The 16,283-nt window shown below is 73.7% G+C and carries 12 protein-coding genes and 1 pseudogene; 8 read left to right on the top strand and 5 right to left on the bottom strand.

Going from position 1 to position 16,283, the window contains the following annotated elements; translation table 11 throughout:
* The first annotated feature begins 98 nt into the window (after positions 1–98).
* Positions 99–1,013, top strand: a complete 915-nt coding sequence (locus tag IF43_RS0108375; RefSeq protein ID WP_030196174.1) for a LysR family transcriptional regulator — start codon at positions 99–101, stop codon at positions 1,011–1,013.
* 122 nt (positions 1,014–1,135) lie between these two features.
* On the opposite strand, the gene IF43_RS0108370 is transcribed toward IF43_RS0108375, so the two are convergent.
* Positions 1,136–2,095: a LysR family transcriptional regulator gene (locus tag IF43_RS0108370; protein ID WP_051794902.1), complete on the bottom strand. Its 960-nt coding sequence runs from the start codon at positions 2,093–2,095 to the stop codon at positions 1,136–1,138.
* A gap of 336 nt (positions 2,096–2,431) precedes the next feature.
* On the bottom strand, positions 2,432–3,211 hold the full coding sequence (locus tag IF43_RS0108365) for a DeoR/GlpR family DNA-binding transcription regulator (RefSeq protein WP_030196170.1): 780 nt from the start codon (positions 3,209–3,211) through the stop codon (positions 2,432–2,434).
* A 157-nt stretch (positions 3,212–3,368) separates the two neighbouring features.
* On the opposite strand from IF43_RS0108365, the gene IF43_RS0108360 reads away from it, so the two are divergent.
* The 5 genes and pseudogenes from IF43_RS0108360 to IF43_RS0108335 form a co-directional block, all read left to right on the top strand.
* On the top strand, positions 3,369–4,415 hold the full coding sequence (locus tag IF43_RS0108360) for an SIS domain-containing protein (protein WP_234332016.1): 1,047 nt from the start codon (positions 3,369–3,371) through the stop codon (positions 4,413–4,415).
* Positions 4,415–5,293, top strand: a complete 879-nt coding sequence (locus IF43_RS0108355; RefSeq protein WP_030196164.1) for a ketose-bisphosphate aldolase — start codon at positions 4,415–4,417, stop codon at positions 5,291–5,293. Before IF43_RS0108360 ends, IF43_RS0108355 begins: the two co-directional genes overlap by 1 nt.
* 120 nt (positions 5,294–5,413) lie before the next feature.
* The gene (locus tag IF43_RS0108350; protein WP_030196161.1) at positions 5,414–6,613 is read left to right on the top strand and encodes an acyl-CoA dehydrogenase family protein; all 1,200 of its coding nucleotides are present in this window, start codon (positions 5,414–5,416) and stop codon (positions 6,611–6,613) included.
* A 365-nt stretch (positions 6,614–6,978) separates the two neighbouring features.
* Positions 6,979–9,369 carry a type I restriction-modification system subunit M/S gene (locus IF43_RS0108345; RefSeq protein WP_158939213.1) on the top strand — a complete coding sequence of 797 codons (2,391 nt, stop codon included), beginning with the start codon at positions 6,979–6,981 and terminating at the stop codon, positions 9,367–9,369.
* Between the two features lie 620 nt (positions 9,370–9,989).
* Positions 9,990–10,631, top strand: a pseudogene (locus tag IF43_RS0108335) (lipase); the annotation flags it as partial.
* A 169-nt stretch (positions 10,632–10,800) separates the two neighbouring features.
* Here the strand turns inward: IF43_RS0108335 and IF43_RS0108330 are convergent.
* Together IF43_RS0108330 and IF43_RS0108325 are read right to left on the bottom strand one after the other, a co-directional pair.
* Positions 10,801–11,499 carry a sigma-70 family RNA polymerase sigma factor gene (locus IF43_RS0108330; RefSeq protein WP_030196157.1) on the bottom strand — a complete coding sequence of 233 codons (699 nt, stop codon included), beginning with the start codon at positions 11,497–11,499 and terminating at the stop codon, positions 10,801–10,803.
* A gap of 146 nt (positions 11,500–11,645) precedes the next feature.
* Entirely contained in the window at positions 11,646–12,419 is a 774-nt protein-coding gene (locus IF43_RS0108325) for a hypothetical protein (protein WP_037887645.1), read from the bottom strand.
* A gap of 324 nt (positions 12,420–12,743) precedes the next feature.
* On the opposite strand from IF43_RS0108325, the gene IF43_RS0108320 reads away from it, so the two are divergent.
* Both IF43_RS0108320 and IF43_RS0108315 read left to right on the top strand, forming a co-directional pair.
* Positions 12,744–13,871: an MFS transporter gene (locus IF43_RS0108320; protein ID WP_030196149.1), complete on the top strand. Its 1,128-nt coding sequence runs from the start codon at positions 12,744–12,746 to the stop codon at positions 13,869–13,871.
* Positions 13,868–14,953: a hypothetical protein gene (locus IF43_RS0108315; RefSeq protein WP_030196147.1), complete on the top strand. Its 1,086-nt coding sequence runs from the start codon at positions 13,868–13,870 to the stop codon at positions 14,951–14,953. Before IF43_RS0108320 ends, IF43_RS0108315 begins: the two co-directional genes overlap by 4 nt.
* Here IF43_RS0108315 and IF43_RS0108310 read toward each other — a convergent pair.
* Positions 14,940–16,088, bottom strand: coding sequence for an acyl-CoA dehydrogenase family protein (locus IF43_RS0108310; protein ID WP_037887642.1), 1,149 nt, complete (start codon positions 16,086–16,088; stop codon positions 14,940–14,942). The two genes, IF43_RS0108315 and IF43_RS0108310, sit on opposite strands and share 14 nt — an antisense overlap.
* Between the last annotated feature and the right edge of the window lie 195 nt (positions 16,089–16,283).

The following is a 16,283-nucleotide window of genomic DNA, read 5'->3' as shown; positions in this document are numbered from 1 at the left end:
CGGGCCGGAGGCCAGTCCTCCGGTCCGGCGCGTGGGCCGGACCGCCCCCGGCCCCGGGAGCGGTACGGCCCACCCGTCCCGCCTGTCACAATGATCTGGTGATCGACCCACGGCGGCTGCGCATCCTGCGGGCCGTGGCGGACCACCGCACGGTGACCGCCGCGGCGGCTGCCCTGTACCTGACCCCCTCCGCCGTCTCCCAGCAGCTCGCCGCGCTCGAACAGGAGACCGGCCACACCCTGCTGACCCGCAGCGGGCGCGGCGTCCGGCTCACGGCGGCCGGCGAGATCCTGCTCGGCCACGCGCACGCGGTGCTCGCCCAGCTGGAGCGCGCCGAGGCCGAGCTCGCCGCCTACGCGGGCGGCGCGGCCGGCGAGATCACCGTGGCCTCCTTCGCGACCGGCATCGCCGAGGTACTGGCGCCGGCCCTGGCCCGGCTCTCCCACGAGCACCCCGGCATACGGGTCCGGGTGCGCGACGCCGAGGGCGACGAGAGCCTGCCGCTGCTCCTGGACGGGGAGGCCGACCTGGCGCTGGCCGTCGAGTACCGGGGCGGTCCCGGCGCCGACGACGGCCGGCTCTCGCTCGTACCGCTCTACGCCGAGCCCTTCGACGCAGTGCTGCCCGCCTCGCACCCGCTGAGCATGCACCCGGCCGTCGCGCTGGCCGAACTGGCCGACAGCGACTGGATCAGCCCCTACCCCGGCAACCCGTGCCACGACGTCATGGTCACGGCCTGCGAGCTGGCCGGGTTCCAGCCGCGGCTCGTGCACTCCTCCGACGACTTCCGGGCCGTGGTGGCACTGGCCGGAGCAGGTGCCGGCGTGGCGCTCGTACCCCGCTCGGCACTGCGCGGGATGGAGCTCAAGGACACCGTCGTACGTCCCGTCACCGGCCCGGCCGCCACCCGGAGGGTGTTCGCCGCCACCCGCCGCGGGGCGGAGGCCCATCCGCTGCTGCGGCCCGTGCTGGACGCGCTGCGGCGCGAGGCCGGGAACCTGTCGACCAGCTGACGGTACGGTCCGAGGTCCTCGGCGCCGGGTCTGCCGCCCGCGGTCCGCAGCCGGAAGCCGCACGATGGTGGCCGGTGGCCGGTGGCCGTGACCGGTGGGCCGGTGGCCGGCAGTCCTCGGCCTCAGCCCTCGCCCTCCGCCCGGCCGCCCGCCACCTCCGCGGGTGAGGTGCCCGGATGCCCCGAGGTGGCGGCGACCTCCGCCACGACCCGCGTAAACTCGCGCAGCAGCGGCGTCTCGTGGCCCCGCTTCCACACCAGGCCCCAGTCCAGCGGCGGGGCGTCGGTGATCGGGATGTAGGCCAGGTCCGGCCGCTGGTAGAAGCGCACCACCTGGGCCCCGACCGGGTACGCGCCCTTGCCGGCCGCGATCAGCGCCAGCCCCTCCTGCAGCGAGCTGGCCTGCGCACCCACCCGTGGTGGCTCCGGCTCGCCGTCGTCCGGGCCGCCCTCGCGCAGGGTCCGCGAGCGCGACCAGTACGCGGGCATGGTCGGTGTCTGGATCATGGTGACCCCGGCCAGGTCGGCGAGGGTCAGCGCGCTGCGGGCGGCCAGCGGGTGGTCGGCCGAGATCGCCAGCACCCGCGGCTCGCGGACCACCGGCGGCCCCGTGACGAGGTCGGTCTCGAGGACGGGGAAGCTGGCGTTCATCAGGTCGAGTTCGCCCGACCGCACCGGCTCCTGGGCGACGCCGAAGGAGTACTCCTGGAGGCGGACCTCGCAGTCCGGGTGCATCGCCCGGAAGGAGTCGGCGGCCAGGACCAGCAGCTGGCCCCACAGCGCGCCGACGAAACCGATCCGCAGGGTTCCGGTGGTGCCCTGCGCGGTGGCGACGGCCCGCCGCACCGCCTCGGCGATGCCCAGGTGGTGCGGGGCCAGGTCCGCGCGCAGCTGCTCGCCCAGCGGGGTCAGGGCCACCCGGCGGCTGGTCCGGACGAACAGCGGCCCCCCGATGCGCCGTTCGAGCTTCTTGATGGTCTGGCTGACATGGGCCCGGGAGACCATCAACCGCTCCGCCGCGCGGCCGAAGTGAAGCTCCTCGGCCAGCACCAGGAAGCCGTCCATCTCGTGCCGCTCCAGCACGGTGCACTCCTATCGGTAATCCAGGGTGACCGATTGTTGCAGCTTTCGGCATTGTTCCTGGTGGGGGGCTTGATCGATGCTTTAGGCGGGCGCGAGAGGGATTCGTCGGCCGTCTTGTACGGGGGTTCAGACGGCAGGCTGCGCGCCCGTGCCGCGAAACCGCGCTCCGGCGCTTTCACGGACGCGAAGGGCCCCGGACGAGTCCGGGGCCCTCGGCATGTGGGGTGCACGTCTCGGGCTCCTCAGGCTCGCCGGGGTGGCGAGAAAAGTGACCCGTACACGACCTGTTTGGTTGCACGAAGCGTGGAATTCCTTCGTGCGGCGCAACGGCGGGGCTCAGACCGCCCGGACCTCGACACCCGCCTCGCGGAAGCGGTCTGCGGTGCCCCCGTCCAGTCCCGCGTCCGTGACGAGGACGTCCACGAGGTCGGTGGGGCAGATCTGGGCGAAGGCGCGCCGGCCCAGCTTGCTGGAGTCGGTCGCCACCACGACCCGGCGGGCCCGCTCGCACAGCAGCCGGTTGATGGCCGCCTCGTCCTGGTCGTGCGCGGCCGTGCCGTGCTCGGGGTCGAAGGCGTCCACGCCCAGCACGGCGACGTCGAGGGTGATCTGCCCCAGCACCCCGTCGGCGAGCGGGCCCGTGAGTTCGTACGTCTGCGGCCGCGCGACCCCGCCCGTCACCACGATCTTGAACTGCGGCCGGATCGCGAGCTCGGTGGCGATGTTCAGCGCGTTGGTCACCACCGTCAGCGCCGGGGAGCCGGTCGCGAGGTCCGGCCGCGCCGCCAGCGCCCGGGCCACCTCCGTGGTCGTCGTACCGCCCGTGAGGCCCACCACCTCGCCCGGTGCGACCAGCTCCGCGACGGCCGCGCTGATGCGCTCCTTCTCGGCCGCCCGCCGCGAACTGCGGTAGCGCAGGGGGAGTTCGTACGAGACGCCGTGCGGGACGGCGCCCCCGCGCGTGCGCACCAGCATCTGCTGCTCCGCCAGCTGGTCGAAATCGCGCCGGATCGTCGCGGCCGAGACCCCCAGCCTCTCGGCGGCCTCCTCCACGTCGAGGCGGCCCCGCTCCACGAGCAGGTCCAGCAGGGTCTTCCAGCGCGCGTCGCGGGTCATGAAGGGGGCTCCCATCCTCTCGGTGGACGAGTCTGGTCGTGGGGGGTCTCGTCGTGCCTGTGCACCCTATCCGGCAAATCCTGGACCACATGCTTGAAGTTGCTCGAAACCACGCGATAACTTGCAAGAACGAGCATCCAGAGGGAGTCCGTCAGGAATGAGCACCGATGTGACCGCAGATGTGACCACCGGCGCGAGCGCGGGCACGGGAACGGGGGCGGAAGCGGGAGCGCCCGGCGCCACTCCCGGCGCCCGGACCGCCACCCCGCACCCGACCGCCCCGGCCGCCCAGGGCGACCGCACCCCCGCCGCCCCGGCCGGCCACGCCGCCCGCGAACTGGCCAGCCAGCCCGAGTGCTGGCTGCGCGCCGCCGAACTCGCCCCGTCCTACCGGGACGTGCTGCCCGCCCAGGGCGAGCGGGTCGCCCTCACCGGCTGCGGCACCTCCTACTACATGGCCAAGGCCGCCGCCGCCCTGCGCGAACGGGCCGGCCTGGGCGAGACCGACGCCTTCCCCGCCTCCGAGTTCCCCGTCGGCCGCCACTACGACCGCGTCGTGGCGCTGACCCGCTCCGGCACCACCACCGAGGTGCTGGACCTCCTCACCCGGCTGCGCGGCACCACCCGTACCACCGCCGTGGTCGGCGACCCCGCCACCCCGGTAGCGGACCTGGCCGACGAACTGGCGGTGCTCGACTTCGCCGACGAGGTCTCCGTCGTGCAGACCCGGTTCGCCACCACCGCCCTCACCCTGCTCCGCGCCCACCTCGACCTCTTCCCCGAGTGGGTGGTCGAGGACGCCCGCACCGCCCTGGCCGAACCCGTGCCGGCCGGCCTCGTCGACTGCGGCCAGTTCACCTTCCTCGGTCGCGGCTGGACCTGCGGCCTGGCGGAGGAGGCGGCGCTGAAGATGCGCGAGGCCTCCCTGTCCTGGGCCGAGGCCTACCCGGCGATGGAGTACCGGCACGGCCCGATCAGCGTGACCACCAAGGGCAGCGCCACCGTGCTGCTCGGCCAGGCCCCGTACGGACTGGAGGACCAGGTGCGGGGCACCGGCGCCCGCTGGGCGCACATCACCCTCGACCCCGTCGCCGGACTGGTCGTCGTCCAGCGGCTGGCCCTCGCGGTGGCCGCCGCCCGCGGGCTGGACCCGGACGCGCCGCGCCACCTCACCCGCTCGGTGATCCTGGAGGAGGAAGCCTGATGCCGCTGGTCAGCACGGGCGACCTGGTCGCCCACGCGGCCGCGGAGCGCGCCGCCGTCGCCGCCTTCAACATCATCACCCTGGAGCACGCCGAGGCCGTCGTGGCGGGCGCCGAGGCCACGGGTTCGCCCGTGGTCCTCCAGATCAGCGAGAACGCCGTCAAGTACCGGCACGGCCGCGTGCTGCCACTGGCCCGGGCCGCCGCCGCGGCCGCCGAGGCGGCGGCCGTGCCGGTCGGCCTGCACCTCGACCACGTCAAGAGCCGGGACCTGCTGCACCGGGCGGCCGACGCCGGGTTCGGCTCGGTGATGTACGACGCCGCGCACCTGCCGTACGAGGAGAACCTCGCCGCCACCCGCGCCGCCGCCGCATGGGCGCACGCCAACGGGCTGTGGATCGAGGCCGAACTGGGCGAGGTGGGCGGCAAGGACGGCGCCCCCGCGCTCGACGCGCACGCGCCCGGCGCCCGCACGGACCCCGACGAGGCCCGCCGGTTCGTGGAGGCCTCGGGCGTGGACGCGCTCGCGGTGGCGGTCGGCAGTACGCACGCCATGACCACCCGCACCGCCTCCCTGGACCACGACCTGCTGGCGCGGCTGGCCGCGGGCCTCGACGTGCCGCTGGTCCTGCACGGCTCCTCAGGCCTGCCGGACGAGGAACTGGCCGCGGCCGTGGCCGGCGGCATCACCAAGGTCAACATCGGTACGGCCCTCAACCTCGCGATGACGGACGCGATCCGCGCGTACCTGACGGCCCACCCGAGTGCCGTGGACAGCCGGAAGTACCTCTCCGAGGGGCGGGCGGCGATGGTCCGGACGGCGGCGGAGCTGATCACCGCGCTGCGGGCGGGGGTGTCGGCGGAGGCCGTCCGGCTCTGACGCGACCGGCGCCGACGCCCCTGCGCACGGCCCTTCCGGATTCCTGGAACAGGTTCTACTCTGTGCGCCGCATCGCTGGGAGATGGGCACCTGTTCGCCACGCGAGACCCTGGAGGGGCCGTGCACCTCGAATACACGCCTGAGCAGCGGCGGCTGCGCGCCGAACTGCGCGCCTACTTCGCCGAGCTCGTCCCCGAGGACGTCCACGCCCGCTACGCGGACCCCGCGGCCCAGAAGCGCTTCTACCGCGAGACCATCCGGAAGCTGGGCGCCGACGGCTGGCTCGGCGTCGGCTGGCCGAAGGAGTTCGGCGGGCGCGGCATGTCGGCGATGGACCAGTTCATCTTCTTCGACGAGGCGGCCCAGGCCGTCGTCCCGCTGCCCCTGATGGCCCTGAACACCGTCGGCCCCACGATCATGCAGTTCGGCACCGACGAGCAGAAGGCGTACTTCCTCCCGCGCATCCTCTCCGGCGAGATCGACTTCGCCATCGGCTACAGCGAGCCGGACGCCGGCACCGACCTGGCCGCCCTCAAGTGCCGGGCGGTGCGCGAGGGCGACGAGGAGACCGGGACGTACGTCGTCAACGGCCAGAAGATCTGGACCACCAACGGCGACACCGCCGACTGGGTCTGGCTGGCCGTCCGCACCAGCCCCGTCGAGGAAGGGGCCCCCGCCCACAAGGGCATCACCATGCTCCTCGTGCCGACCGACGACCCCGGCTACAGCTGCACCGTCATCAACACCCTTGCCTCGCACGACACCACGGCCAGCTACTACGAGGACATCCGGGTGCCCGCCTCCCGCAGGGTGGGGCAGGAGAACAAGGGCTGGCGGCTGATCACCAACCAGCTCAACCACGAGCGCGTCACCCTCGCCGCCCACGGCACCATGGCCATCCGGGCCCTCCACGACGTCCAGCGCTGGGCCGCCGACACCAAGCTGGCGGACGGCCGGCGCGTCATCGACCTCGGCTGGGTCCGCGGCCGCCTGGCCCGCACCCACGCCCGCCTCGACGCGATGAAACTCCTCAACTGGCAGATGGTGGGCGCCGTCGAGGCCGGCACCCTCACCCCGCAGGACGCCTCCGCCGTCAAGGTCTACGGCTCCGAGGCCCGCCGCGACGCGTACGCCTGGCTCATGGAGGTCGTCGGCGCCGCCGGCCCCCTCAAGGACGGCTCCGCCGGCGCGGTCCTGCACGGTGAACTGGAACGCGGCTACCGCTCGGCGGTCATCTTCACCTTCGGCGGCGGGAACAACGAGATCCAGCGCGAGATCATCTCCTGGATCGGCCTCGGCATGCCCCGCGTCCGCCGCTGACCTGCTGCGACGGCAAGGGCATTCCGCCATGCGCTCGGGCTGTCCTTCCCGTTGCCCGGGACAGCGTCCGCACGCACGCCGAGGGGGCCGTGGGCAACCTGCAGGAGGCGATCCAGTCCGCCCCTCTTCGCCTCAGCTCTTAACCCCATTGCGCGTAGACATGAGCTGATCCGTCGGCTCGTTCCTCTGAAAATCGGGATTCAAATGCTGCTCATGATGCCCGATCTGGAAGCGTCGAGACTGCATTACGACCACACAGCTCTGTGAGTACCCAGAGTACGCACTGAGGGCAACAGCCTCCATGGCTCTACGGTGTTCCTCAACGGGACGTCCTAGGGGCGCAGTTCAAGGGAGGCGGCATGTGCATGAGCGATGAGCCGTATGACACGGATGACCCGCAGATCACGCGATCACAGATCGCAGAAATGGCTGGAGTGACGCGGCCGACGGTCACCGTCTGGGAGCGGCGGTCCGAGGGATTCCCTTCGCCGAGAAGGGCTGGCGACACGGACTACTTCCTACGGTCAGAGGTACTCGACTGGCTTGACGCCCGTTCCGTACCGCTGCGTCTCAGGCAGTCAGGGGAGGGTAATACGACCACGTTCGGCGGTCGTGCGCGGCGGCTCTTGGCGATGGGCCAGGCGCAGGCCGAGAACCTGCCCCCTTCCTGCACCCTTACAACTCCGGATCGGTCACCAGCAAGGCAGCGGCAGGCCGATCAGCAGACCCGAGGAGCGGTCCAGGAACTCATGGGCAGCTTGGCCGATCGCGTGGGCGGTCCGGGTCTGGAGGTGAACTACCTGCACCTCCTCCTCGGTCTCCTCTTCCTACGGGTCGTACGCGGCGACCTGTGGGAGGCGGTACGGGCCCACACGGCGAGGGGCGCGGCGGACGCGAGGCCGGCAGCAGAGCTGCTGGCACACGTCGGCGGGGTGCTGGATCGTGAGGTGCAGCGGCTCGGGAGCATCCCCAAGTTCAAGGACGTCCTGTCGCGGTTGATGCCGAGGAGCGAACGGGACATTGTCACGGTCGTCGAGCTGGTCGGCATGCTCGACCGTGATGCGTACCAGTTGATCATCGATGAGTACGAGAAGCACGCCCGGCTGCGCAGCCGAGAGTTCTTCACCCCCCAGGGGGCAGTCGCACTCATGGTCGACCTGGCGACGGCTTCCCATGGTCGTGATGTGCGCACGGTCTACGACCCGTACGTCCGAGGTGGAGAGTTCCTCGCCCACGTGTTGGCGAGTCCGGAACGTACCCGGCGGCACCACCCCGACCGCAGGCCGCCCAGGGTGTTCGGGCAGACGACCGGCCGGGACGCGGCCGTGCTGGCGAGCCTCAACCTGGCACTGTACGGCGCCGGCTCCGGCGTGCGGTTGGCCAGCGAGAAGCCCTGGACAGGCACGGGGAACACCGCGGGAAGGGCCGACATCGTCCTCACCAACCCTCCCTTCAACATGAAGGACTCCGCTGGCGAAACCCGCCGTACCGGAACGTGGGCCTACGGGGCGCCCCCACTCGACAACGACAACCTCGCGTACGCCCAGCACGCGCTCGCCTCGCTCCGCGAGGGCGGGCGCGCCGCGATCGTGATGCCCAACAAGGCCGGAAACTCGGGCAGCCGCGCCGAGACGGAGATCCGCCGGGCGATGGTGACGGCAGGCGTCGTGGAGTGTGTCATCGCTCTGCCCGCCAACCTGTTCACCGGCACTGCGGTCCCGGTGTCCGTGTGGCTCCTCCGGCACCCGAGCGAACCCTGCGACCGCGTGCTCTTCCTCGATGCGCGCCACCTCGGCACCAAGCGGGCGCGGACCCGCGTTCTGGAGGAAGAAGACGTCCTCGCCGTTCGCGACACGTACATGTCCCACAGGCTCGGGGCGAAGTCCCACCCGCCCGCGAGGTCGCCTGAGGGCCCGGATCCGCAACGGGTCGTGCCGAGTGTGCTGGTGGGTCGGTCGGAGATCCTGGCACAGGGCTGGTCGTTGAACCCTCTCGACCACATCCGGCCCGGTGAACAGGACTGGCGGGTGCCCAGCCCTGGCGAGGACCTCGTGGCGCGGGCGTGGGACCACGTGGCGTCTCTGACGGAGCGCGGCCGGGTGGCGGACGAGGCCGTGGCTGCTCTGCGCAGCGAAGTCCTGCCGGCGGAGACCAGCGGGGTCACGTGGCGAGTCGAGAAGCTTGCCGACCTCTGCGAGATCAAGGCGGGCCCCTCGTACACGCGCGTGGGCAAGAAGGACCGGGGGCCGGCTGGCGCGGTGCCGGTGGTGTTCCCGCAGCACCTGCGGGATGGACGCATCACGGACACGGGAGAGGAGCGCGTCTCCGGCAAACTGGCCGACCGCCTTCCGGACTACTGGCTGAAGGAGGGGGACATCGTGTGCGTCCGCGCCGGCAAGACGGGGCCGCCCGCGATCGTGCGCACGGAGCAGGCGGGTTGGCTGATGAGCCCGAACGTCCTCCGCTTGCGGGGACGCGACGGCGTCGAGCTGGATCCGGACTACCTCCTCGCCTGGCTGCACCGGCCGCAGGTACTTGGTTGGATCAAGGACCGGTCGGCCGCCACCGCGGTGTCGTCGATCAGCACTGCGGCACTCGGCCGTCTGGACGTGCGGTTGCCCCCGCTGCCGGAGCAGCGCAGGCTCGCCACGCTCCTCACTGCCCTGGAGGAGCAGGCGCGCGTACATCAGCAGCTGGCAGCAGCCGTCTCCGGTACCCGCGACCTGCTCGCCGAGCAGGTCATGTCCGCGGCGTGACGTTCTTCGAGGCTCGCACTCGCCTGACGCCCGGGTTGCCCGCCCGTTCACCCTCGTCCGTCTGCTCGTCGCAACTCATCGCCAGTCCGAGAGGAATCACTGCTGTGACCGTCACGCCCGACTCCGCCAACGTGCCTCCGAGCAGTCCTTCGCCCGATTGGGTGCTCTGGCTCCTCATCATGGGCTTGTTCTCTTTGGTAGTCGCTCTGTTCGCCGGCCTCCTGGAGAGCCTTGCAGGCGGTGGACTACAGGAAGTGGTCCGGTCCGGCGGCACCGGCTTCATCACGGCGGCTGGCCTCTGCCTGGGGACCGTGTCCGCCGTTCAGCAACTGAGGAAGCGCGGATAGCCGGCGCAGGGTACGGCTGAAAGGCGCGGAGGCCGAGCGCCGTTCAGCGCCTCGGCCGGGTCGGTGGTGACGCACAGTTGCTCAGGCGGTGGCTGACCCGCCACGTAGAAGGGGTCTCGGTGACGGGTCTTCCGGGGAGAGCCGTGCACCTCCGTACCGGGAAGCCTTGTTCAGGCGGCTGAGCATGCGCTGAAGCCCCCTGGCATCGCTGCACGTCGGTGCTGCGACCAGGTGCCAAGATCCCCCTACGCCCAGAACGAACGAAACGAGGCAATGAGCACCGAACAGAACTGGATCACCACGCCCGTCACCGCCGAACTCCTGCGCGGGCACCTCGAGGTGGAGCGGACCGCGCACGGGCTGCTGCCGCACCGGCTGCCCGCCCGGGCGCGCCGGCAGATCCCCGACGACCGCCTGGCCGTCGCCGAGGCCCATCCCTCCGGCGTCCGGCTGGTCTTCCGTACCCGCGCGACCACCGTCGAACTGGACGCGCTGCCCACCAAGCGGGCCTACCGGGGCTTCCCGCCCCCGGCGGACGGCGTGTACGACCTCCTGGTCGACGGCCGGCTCACCGCCCAGGCCACCGTGCCCGGCGGGAACCTCCACACGGTCACCGACATGCTCACCCAGGCGGCGGAGTTCACCGAGGGGCCGGCGGGCACCGCCCGCTTCACCGACCTCCCCGACGGCGAGAAGAGCATCGAGATCTGGCTCCCGCACGCGGAGACCACCGAGGTGATCGCCCTGCGCACCGACGCTCCCGTCGATCCCGCCCCGGACGGCGGACGCCGGGTGTGGCTGCACCACGGCAGTTCGATCAGCCACGGCTCGAACGCCGTCCACCCGAGCGCCATCTGGCCCGCCCTGGCCGCCTCCGCGGGCGGCGTGGAACTGATCAACCTCGGGTTCGGCGGCGAGGCTCGCGTTCGCCGGCCGCGGCCCGTTCGCCACCGAGGCCGGCTGACCGGCCCCCACGTCCGACCGGCCCCCGCGTCCGACCGGGCCCCGGCGGTCGACGGGGCCCGGCCCGGACGCTGCTGCGGTCATCCGCCCCGGGCGGGGGACGGGCCGCGCCGGGTCGGGATCAGGCCCGTGAGGCCGAGACCAGGCGTTCCGCGGCGCTCCTGCCCCACCGGCCCGTCAGGGGCACCGGCGGGTCCGCCGGCGTACGTGCCGCGGCGGGCGCCTCCGTGAGGAGCGTGACGAGGTGCGTACGCGCCCGGGCCACGCGCGAGCGGACCGTGCCGATCGGACACCCCGCGGCCTCGGCGGCCTCCGCGTAGTTGAGGCCCAGGAGCTGGGTCAGGACGAAGGCCTCCCGGCGTTCGGCCGGGAGGAGCGCGAGGAGTTCGGCCAGGGCTATGCCGTCCTCGAAGCCGGGGACGCCGTGGGGCTGCGCCTGCTCGGCCGCGGACTGCCAGTCCTGGTGGTGCGACAGACGGGGGCGGGCCGCCGCGCGGCGGAGGCTGTCGACGACGGTGCGGCGCGCGATGGACAACAACCAGGTGCGTGCCGAGGAACGGCCTTCGAACCGCGGGAGCGCGGCGAGCGCGCGCAGGAAGACGTCCTGGGTGAGGTCGTCGGCCGCTTGCGGGTCCGCGCTGAGGTACGCCACGTAGCGCCATACGTCGCGTTGGAGGGCGCGTACGAAGCGGTCGGCCTTCGCGGGGTCGCCGTCACGGGCCTCCAGGGCCAGCCGCGTCACCTCCGCTTCGGGGTCCGGAGCACGCCGGGAGGTCGTTTCGCCATGGGTGGGGAGCTGCTTGGTCAGGGCAGGGGTCATCGCCGCGAGGTCCTTAGGGCAAAGGGGAGTTCGGCTGCGCGCGCGGCGGAGCCGATGAAGGGGTACGGCCTGCCGGAGGGCATGGCCGATGCCCGAGGCGCGACGGCGCGGGACGTGCCGTCAGCGTCCGCTCGGGGAGCCGGCTGTCACAGGACAGCGGTTCCCGTCGGAGGACCCCGTGAGGTGATGGCGTGGACGAGGAGGAGCCGGCGCAGGACCTGCCGGTCGCGGGTGCGGCGCACGCGGGGGCGCGGCCGGGGCGGAATCGGCGTGAACAGGCCGAACAGCAGGAACAGGGGCGCCCGCAGCCATCCCGCGACGGCGCGCAGGAGGCGGAAGGCGGCCCGCTCGGCGTACGCGAGCCAGAGCCCGCACAGGACGGCGGCCAGCAGGTGCGCGGCCAGCATCCCGAACGAGGACGTGCCCGCCATGTCATGGCCGGCGGAGGACATCACGGTGTCGGCCGCGGAGGACGCGGCGGAGGATGCCGCGCCCGCCACGTCGTGCATGCCGTCCCCGCCCGGCGCGCCCACGGGAATGCCGCCCGTCGACGTGCCGCCGCCCGTGAGCATGCCGCCCATGTGCGTGGCGTGCGTGTGCATGGCGTGCATGTGCATGCCGTGCACGGAACGCATCGCGTCGTGGGCGTGCTCGCCGGCCGGACCGGTACCGGGTACGGGCCGGGACACGACCGGCGGGGTGAGGAGCGACTGGGCCAGGGTGAACCCGGTGTGGAGCACGGCCTGGACGGCCACCGTCGCCGTGGTGACGGCGAGCAGTCCGCGTTCGCGGTCCGCCGTGGCCCAGGCGGCCGTCGCCGTCGCCGCGAGGGCCGCCAGCGCGGCCCACCACGGTACGTCCCGACCCGACATGAGGACGTGGCCGGTCGTCGCGAGCAGCACGCAGACGACTGCGAACATCGCAGCCCGGGCGGCTCGGGAACAGTGGCCTGGCGTCATGGAGCGTTCATCTTCGCACTGGTGTCTCGGACCGGGCAGGGGGCGCGCACTTCATGACAAGTCCTCGTCCTGCCGGCGGCGCGGCCGGTGTCGGTCAGCTGTGGCGCACGGCACAGAGAAGAGCGGGAACTGGGGGGCCGTGCCGCCCGACGACCTTCCCAGTCGGCCCACGCGTGCACCATACGGGAATTGGAGACTTCTGTGGCAACACCTCAAGGGACTCTGGACTCACCCGAGTTGAAGGGCCCGGCGGGTCGGCGCCTGACGGCACTCCTGACCTGTGCCATGGCGTTCTCGATGCTGCAGCTGTTCCTGCTCGGGGCCCTGGGGCCGCGGCTGGTCGCGGACCTGGGCATCTCGCCGACCGTGCTGGGACTGACCACCACGATCGGCTTCGGAACGGCCGCCGCGCTGTCCCCCGCGGGCGGCCGGATCGTGGACCGGATCGGTCCGCGGCGCTCGCTGGTCCTCCTCCTGACGGTCTCGGCGCTCGCCCTCGCCCTGATCGGGGCCGCACCGGGAGCCGGCCCGCTGCTGTGCGCCGTCGCCCTGGGCGGCGTACCGCAGGCACTGGCCAACCCGGCCACCAACAAGGCGGTCCTGGCCGCGGTTCCGCCTCCGCGGCGGGGCGCGGTGACCGGGCTGAAGCAGTCCGGGGTGCAACTGGGCGCCTTCGCGGCCGGGTTGCCGCTCGCGGCGCTGGCGGGTGGGCCGGGCTGGCGGGCGGCGGTCTGGACGGCGGCCGCGGCGGCGCTGCTGGCGGCGGGCTGGGCACTGCGGTCGCTGCCGGCCGATGCGCCCCCGCCGCCCGCGTCCCGGGCCGTGGCCGGGACGGCGTCCGTGACGCGGGGCATGGTCGCCTGGCTGGCGGGGTTCTCGCTGTTCCTCGGTGCCGGCATCGCCTCGGTCAACACGTACCTGGCGCTCTACGGCGTCCAGCGCCTGGACATGGACCCCACCGCGGCGGGGGCGCTCGTCGCCGTGCTCGGCGTGGCGGGGATCGCCGGCCGGGTGGGCTGGTCCAAGGCGGCCCGCCCCGGACGGGCCGAACGGCTGCCCGGGTGGCTCGCGTGCGGCGCCCTCGGGGCGGCCGGGCTGCTCGGAGCGGCGCAGGTCGCAGGACCCCTGGTGTGGCTCGGGGCCGTGGCGGTGGGGGTGTTCGCCGTGTCCGGCAACGCCGTCTCCATGGTGCTGGTCATGCAGCGGGCCGCGCCCGGCCGGGCGGGACAGGACTCGGCACTCGTCGCGGCCGGGTTCTTCGCGGGGTTCGCGGTGGGGCCGACGCTGTTCGGGTTCCTCGCGGAGCACGGCCGGTACGGGGCGGGCTGGCTGCTGGTGGCCGGCGAGTTCGCGGCGGCGGCCGCCGTCGCGTTCACGTGGGCCCGCAGGGACCGTCGGGAGCGGGACGCGTGAGCGCCGACGACTGGGCCGGTGCGGCGCTGGCCGCCGTGCTGGAACGGGTCGCGGCGACGGCGGCGGCGGTGGGCGACCGCTTCCCGCTGTACGCGGACCCGGCGGACGGCACCTGGAAGACCACCGGCAGCGGCTCGTGGACCGGCGGCTTCTGGGCCGGACTGCTGTGGCTCCGGGCCCTCCGCACCGGCCACGGCGCCGACCGGCGCGCCGCCGCCGACTGCACGGCCCGGCTCGCCCCCTGGACGGCGGCCGACACCGCGACCCGCGGCCTCATCCTCTGGTACGGGACGGCGCTCGCGGACGGCGACGGGCAGGCCACCGGGCTCCGGTCGCGGGCGGCCCGGGCCTGCCTCGCCGCCCACGACCCGGGGCACGGGATCGTCCCCTGGGGCGGAGCCTTCGGCGGGCCCCGCGTGCTGGCCCGGGTCGACGCCGTACCGGGGATGGTGCGCCTGCTGGCCATCGCCGGGCCGGACGGTGCCGTGGCGGCGGCGGCCCACCTGCACCGGCACCTCGACCTGTGCCTCGGCGGGGCCGGGGAGGTGCGGGCCCCCGCCTGGCGGTTCGACGGCGCGACCCGGACCTGGCTGCCGTGCGCGGACCCCCGACCGGGATGGAGCCGCGGCCGCGCGTGGCTGCTGCTGGCGATCGCCGACGCCCTCCTGGAGCCGGCGGTCGCGGCCCACCGGCCGACGCGGCTGGCGGGGGCCGCCGCGCGCCTGCTGGCGCAGGACGGCGTGCTCGCGGGGCCGCTCGTTCCGCCGGCCGAGGAGGACGATCCGGACGGCCCGCCCGACACCTCCGCCGCCGCGATCACCGCAGTGGCCCTCCTGAAGCTGTCCCGGGCGCCCGGGCCGTGGTCCGCCGCCTGCTCCGAGCGGGGCGGCGCGATCCTGCGCCGGTTGGTCGGGGCCCATCTCACGAGCGGCGCCGGCGGCCGTCCGGCCGGGATGCTGCTGGACGGCTGCTACGACGCCGGAAAGGGCCTCGCCGTACGGCACGAACTGGTCTGGGGCGACTTCTTCCTGGCCCTCGGCCTGGCGTCGTGGCACGGCCTCGTCGACCTCACCCGGGTGTGACCGGCCCCGGCCCGTAGCCGCGCAGCACCCGCCGGGCGACGGACGTGATGTGCAGCTCGTCCGGACCGTCCAGGATCCGGGCCGTCCGGCCGCTGCGGAACAGGGACGGCAGTGCGGTGTCCGGTCCGAGCCCGGCGGCGCCGTGGACCTGGATGGCGGAGTCCGCCACCTGCTGGAGCATCCGGGCGGCCGCCACCTTGGCCAGGCCGACCTCGGTACGGGCGTCCCGCCCGGCCGCGATGAGCGCCACCGCCTCGTGGACCAGGGGCCGGGTGGTCCGCAGCGCCAGCAGGGCGTCGAAGACGTGCTGCTGGACGAGCTGGTGGTCGGCGAGCGGGCCCCGGGAGCCGCCGTGCGCGGCGGCCCGCCCGCACATGAGGTCGAAGGCGCGCCGGGCCTGTCCGAGCCACCGCAGGCAGCGCAGCGTCCGGCCGAGGGCGAGCCGGTCGCCGGCGACGTCCAGTGCCCGGCCTTCGCCGCCCACGAGGTGGTCCCCGGGCACCCGGACGTCGTCGAGCTCGATCTCGTACTGGCCCGTCGCGCCGAGGACCGGCAGCTCGCGGACGACGCGGATGCCGGGGGAGCCCGTGGGGACGAGCAGCAGCGAGAGTCCCTCGCGGTCGCCCGGCGCACCGCTGGTGCGGGCCATGACCGTCACGAGCTCGGCCGTGGCCGCGCCGGACGTGAACCACTTCCGTCCGCTGATCCGCCACGTGCCGTCCGGCCCCCGGGCGGCACGGGTCGCGGTCAGGAACGGATCGGTGCCCGGCACGTCCGGCTCGGTCATCGCGTAGCAGGAGCGGATCCGGCCGGAGACCAGGGGCTCCAGGTACGTCTCGCGTACCCGGCCGGAGGCGTGCCGCGCCAGCATCGTGACGTCCAGCAGCGGGGCGGAGCCGAGGGCGGCGGGGCCGTGGTCGCTGGCTCCCTCGGCCTCCGCCAGGTCGGCGTAGGAGGAGAAGGGCAGGCCGCCGCCGCCCAGTTCGGCGGGCAGCGGAAGGGCCCAGAGCCCCTCCTCCCGGGCCCGGACCCGCAAGTCCGCCAGGGCCGCCGCTGCCGGGGGCCCGCCGGCGTCGAGCACCGGCTCGCACGGGATCACCTGCGTACGGACGAACCGATCGACCCGATCCCGCAACGCGGCAACGTCCGCGCGGGGGTGCTGAGTTCCGTGAACCGTCCCGCCTGGAACCGACAACACGCTGCTCCTTCTCCCCGGGAACTCCCCGGAACGTCCGTCCGACTCTCTGTCCGTGGAACTGGTCGGGTGCGGACGCTCCCGGGTTCCCGCGATTCGGAACGACCTCGGTGGCGGCCACCCTCGCACCGGGAG

The organism is Streptomyces sp. NRRL S-87, assembly GCF_000719335.1.
In the GTDB taxonomy this organism is placed as follows: Bacteria; Actinomycetota; Actinomycetes; order Streptomycetales; family Streptomycetaceae; genus Streptomyces.
Note: the sequence above shows the minus strand (reverse complement) of the source record. Positions and strands in the feature narration are given on the sequence as shown.

What these genes read in the sequence shown, in the direction of transcription:
- IF43_RS0108320 (WP_030196149.1), top strand. Translation starts at nt 12,744, where the DNA reads ATGGCGTTCTCGATGCTGCAGCTGTTCCTGCTCGGGGCCCTGGGGCCG.
- IF43_RS0108365 (WP_030196170.1), bottom strand. Translation starts at nt 3,211, where the DNA reads ATGACCCGCGACGCGCGCTGGAAGACCCTGCTGGACCTGCTCGTGGAG.
- IF43_RS0108330 (WP_030196157.1), bottom strand. Translation starts at nt 11,499, where the DNA reads ATGACCCCTGCCCTGACCAAGCAGCTCCCCACCCATGGCGAAACGACC.
- IF43_RS0108360 (WP_234332016.1), top strand. Translation starts at nt 3,369, where the DNA reads ATGAGCACCGATGTGACCGCAGATGTGACCACCGGCGCGAGCGCGGGC.
- IF43_RS0108325 (WP_037887645.1), bottom strand. Translation starts at nt 12,419, where the DNA reads ATGTTCGCAGTCGTCTGCGTGCTGCTCGCGACGACCGGCCACGTCCTC.
- IF43_RS0108355 (WP_030196164.1), top strand. Translation starts at nt 4,415, where the DNA reads ATGCCGCTGGTCAGCACGGGCGACCTGGTCGCCCACGCGGCCGCGGAG.
- IF43_RS0108345 (WP_158939213.1), top strand. Translation starts at nt 6,979, where the DNA reads ATGAGCGATGAGCCGTATGACACGGATGACCCGCAGATCACGCGATCA.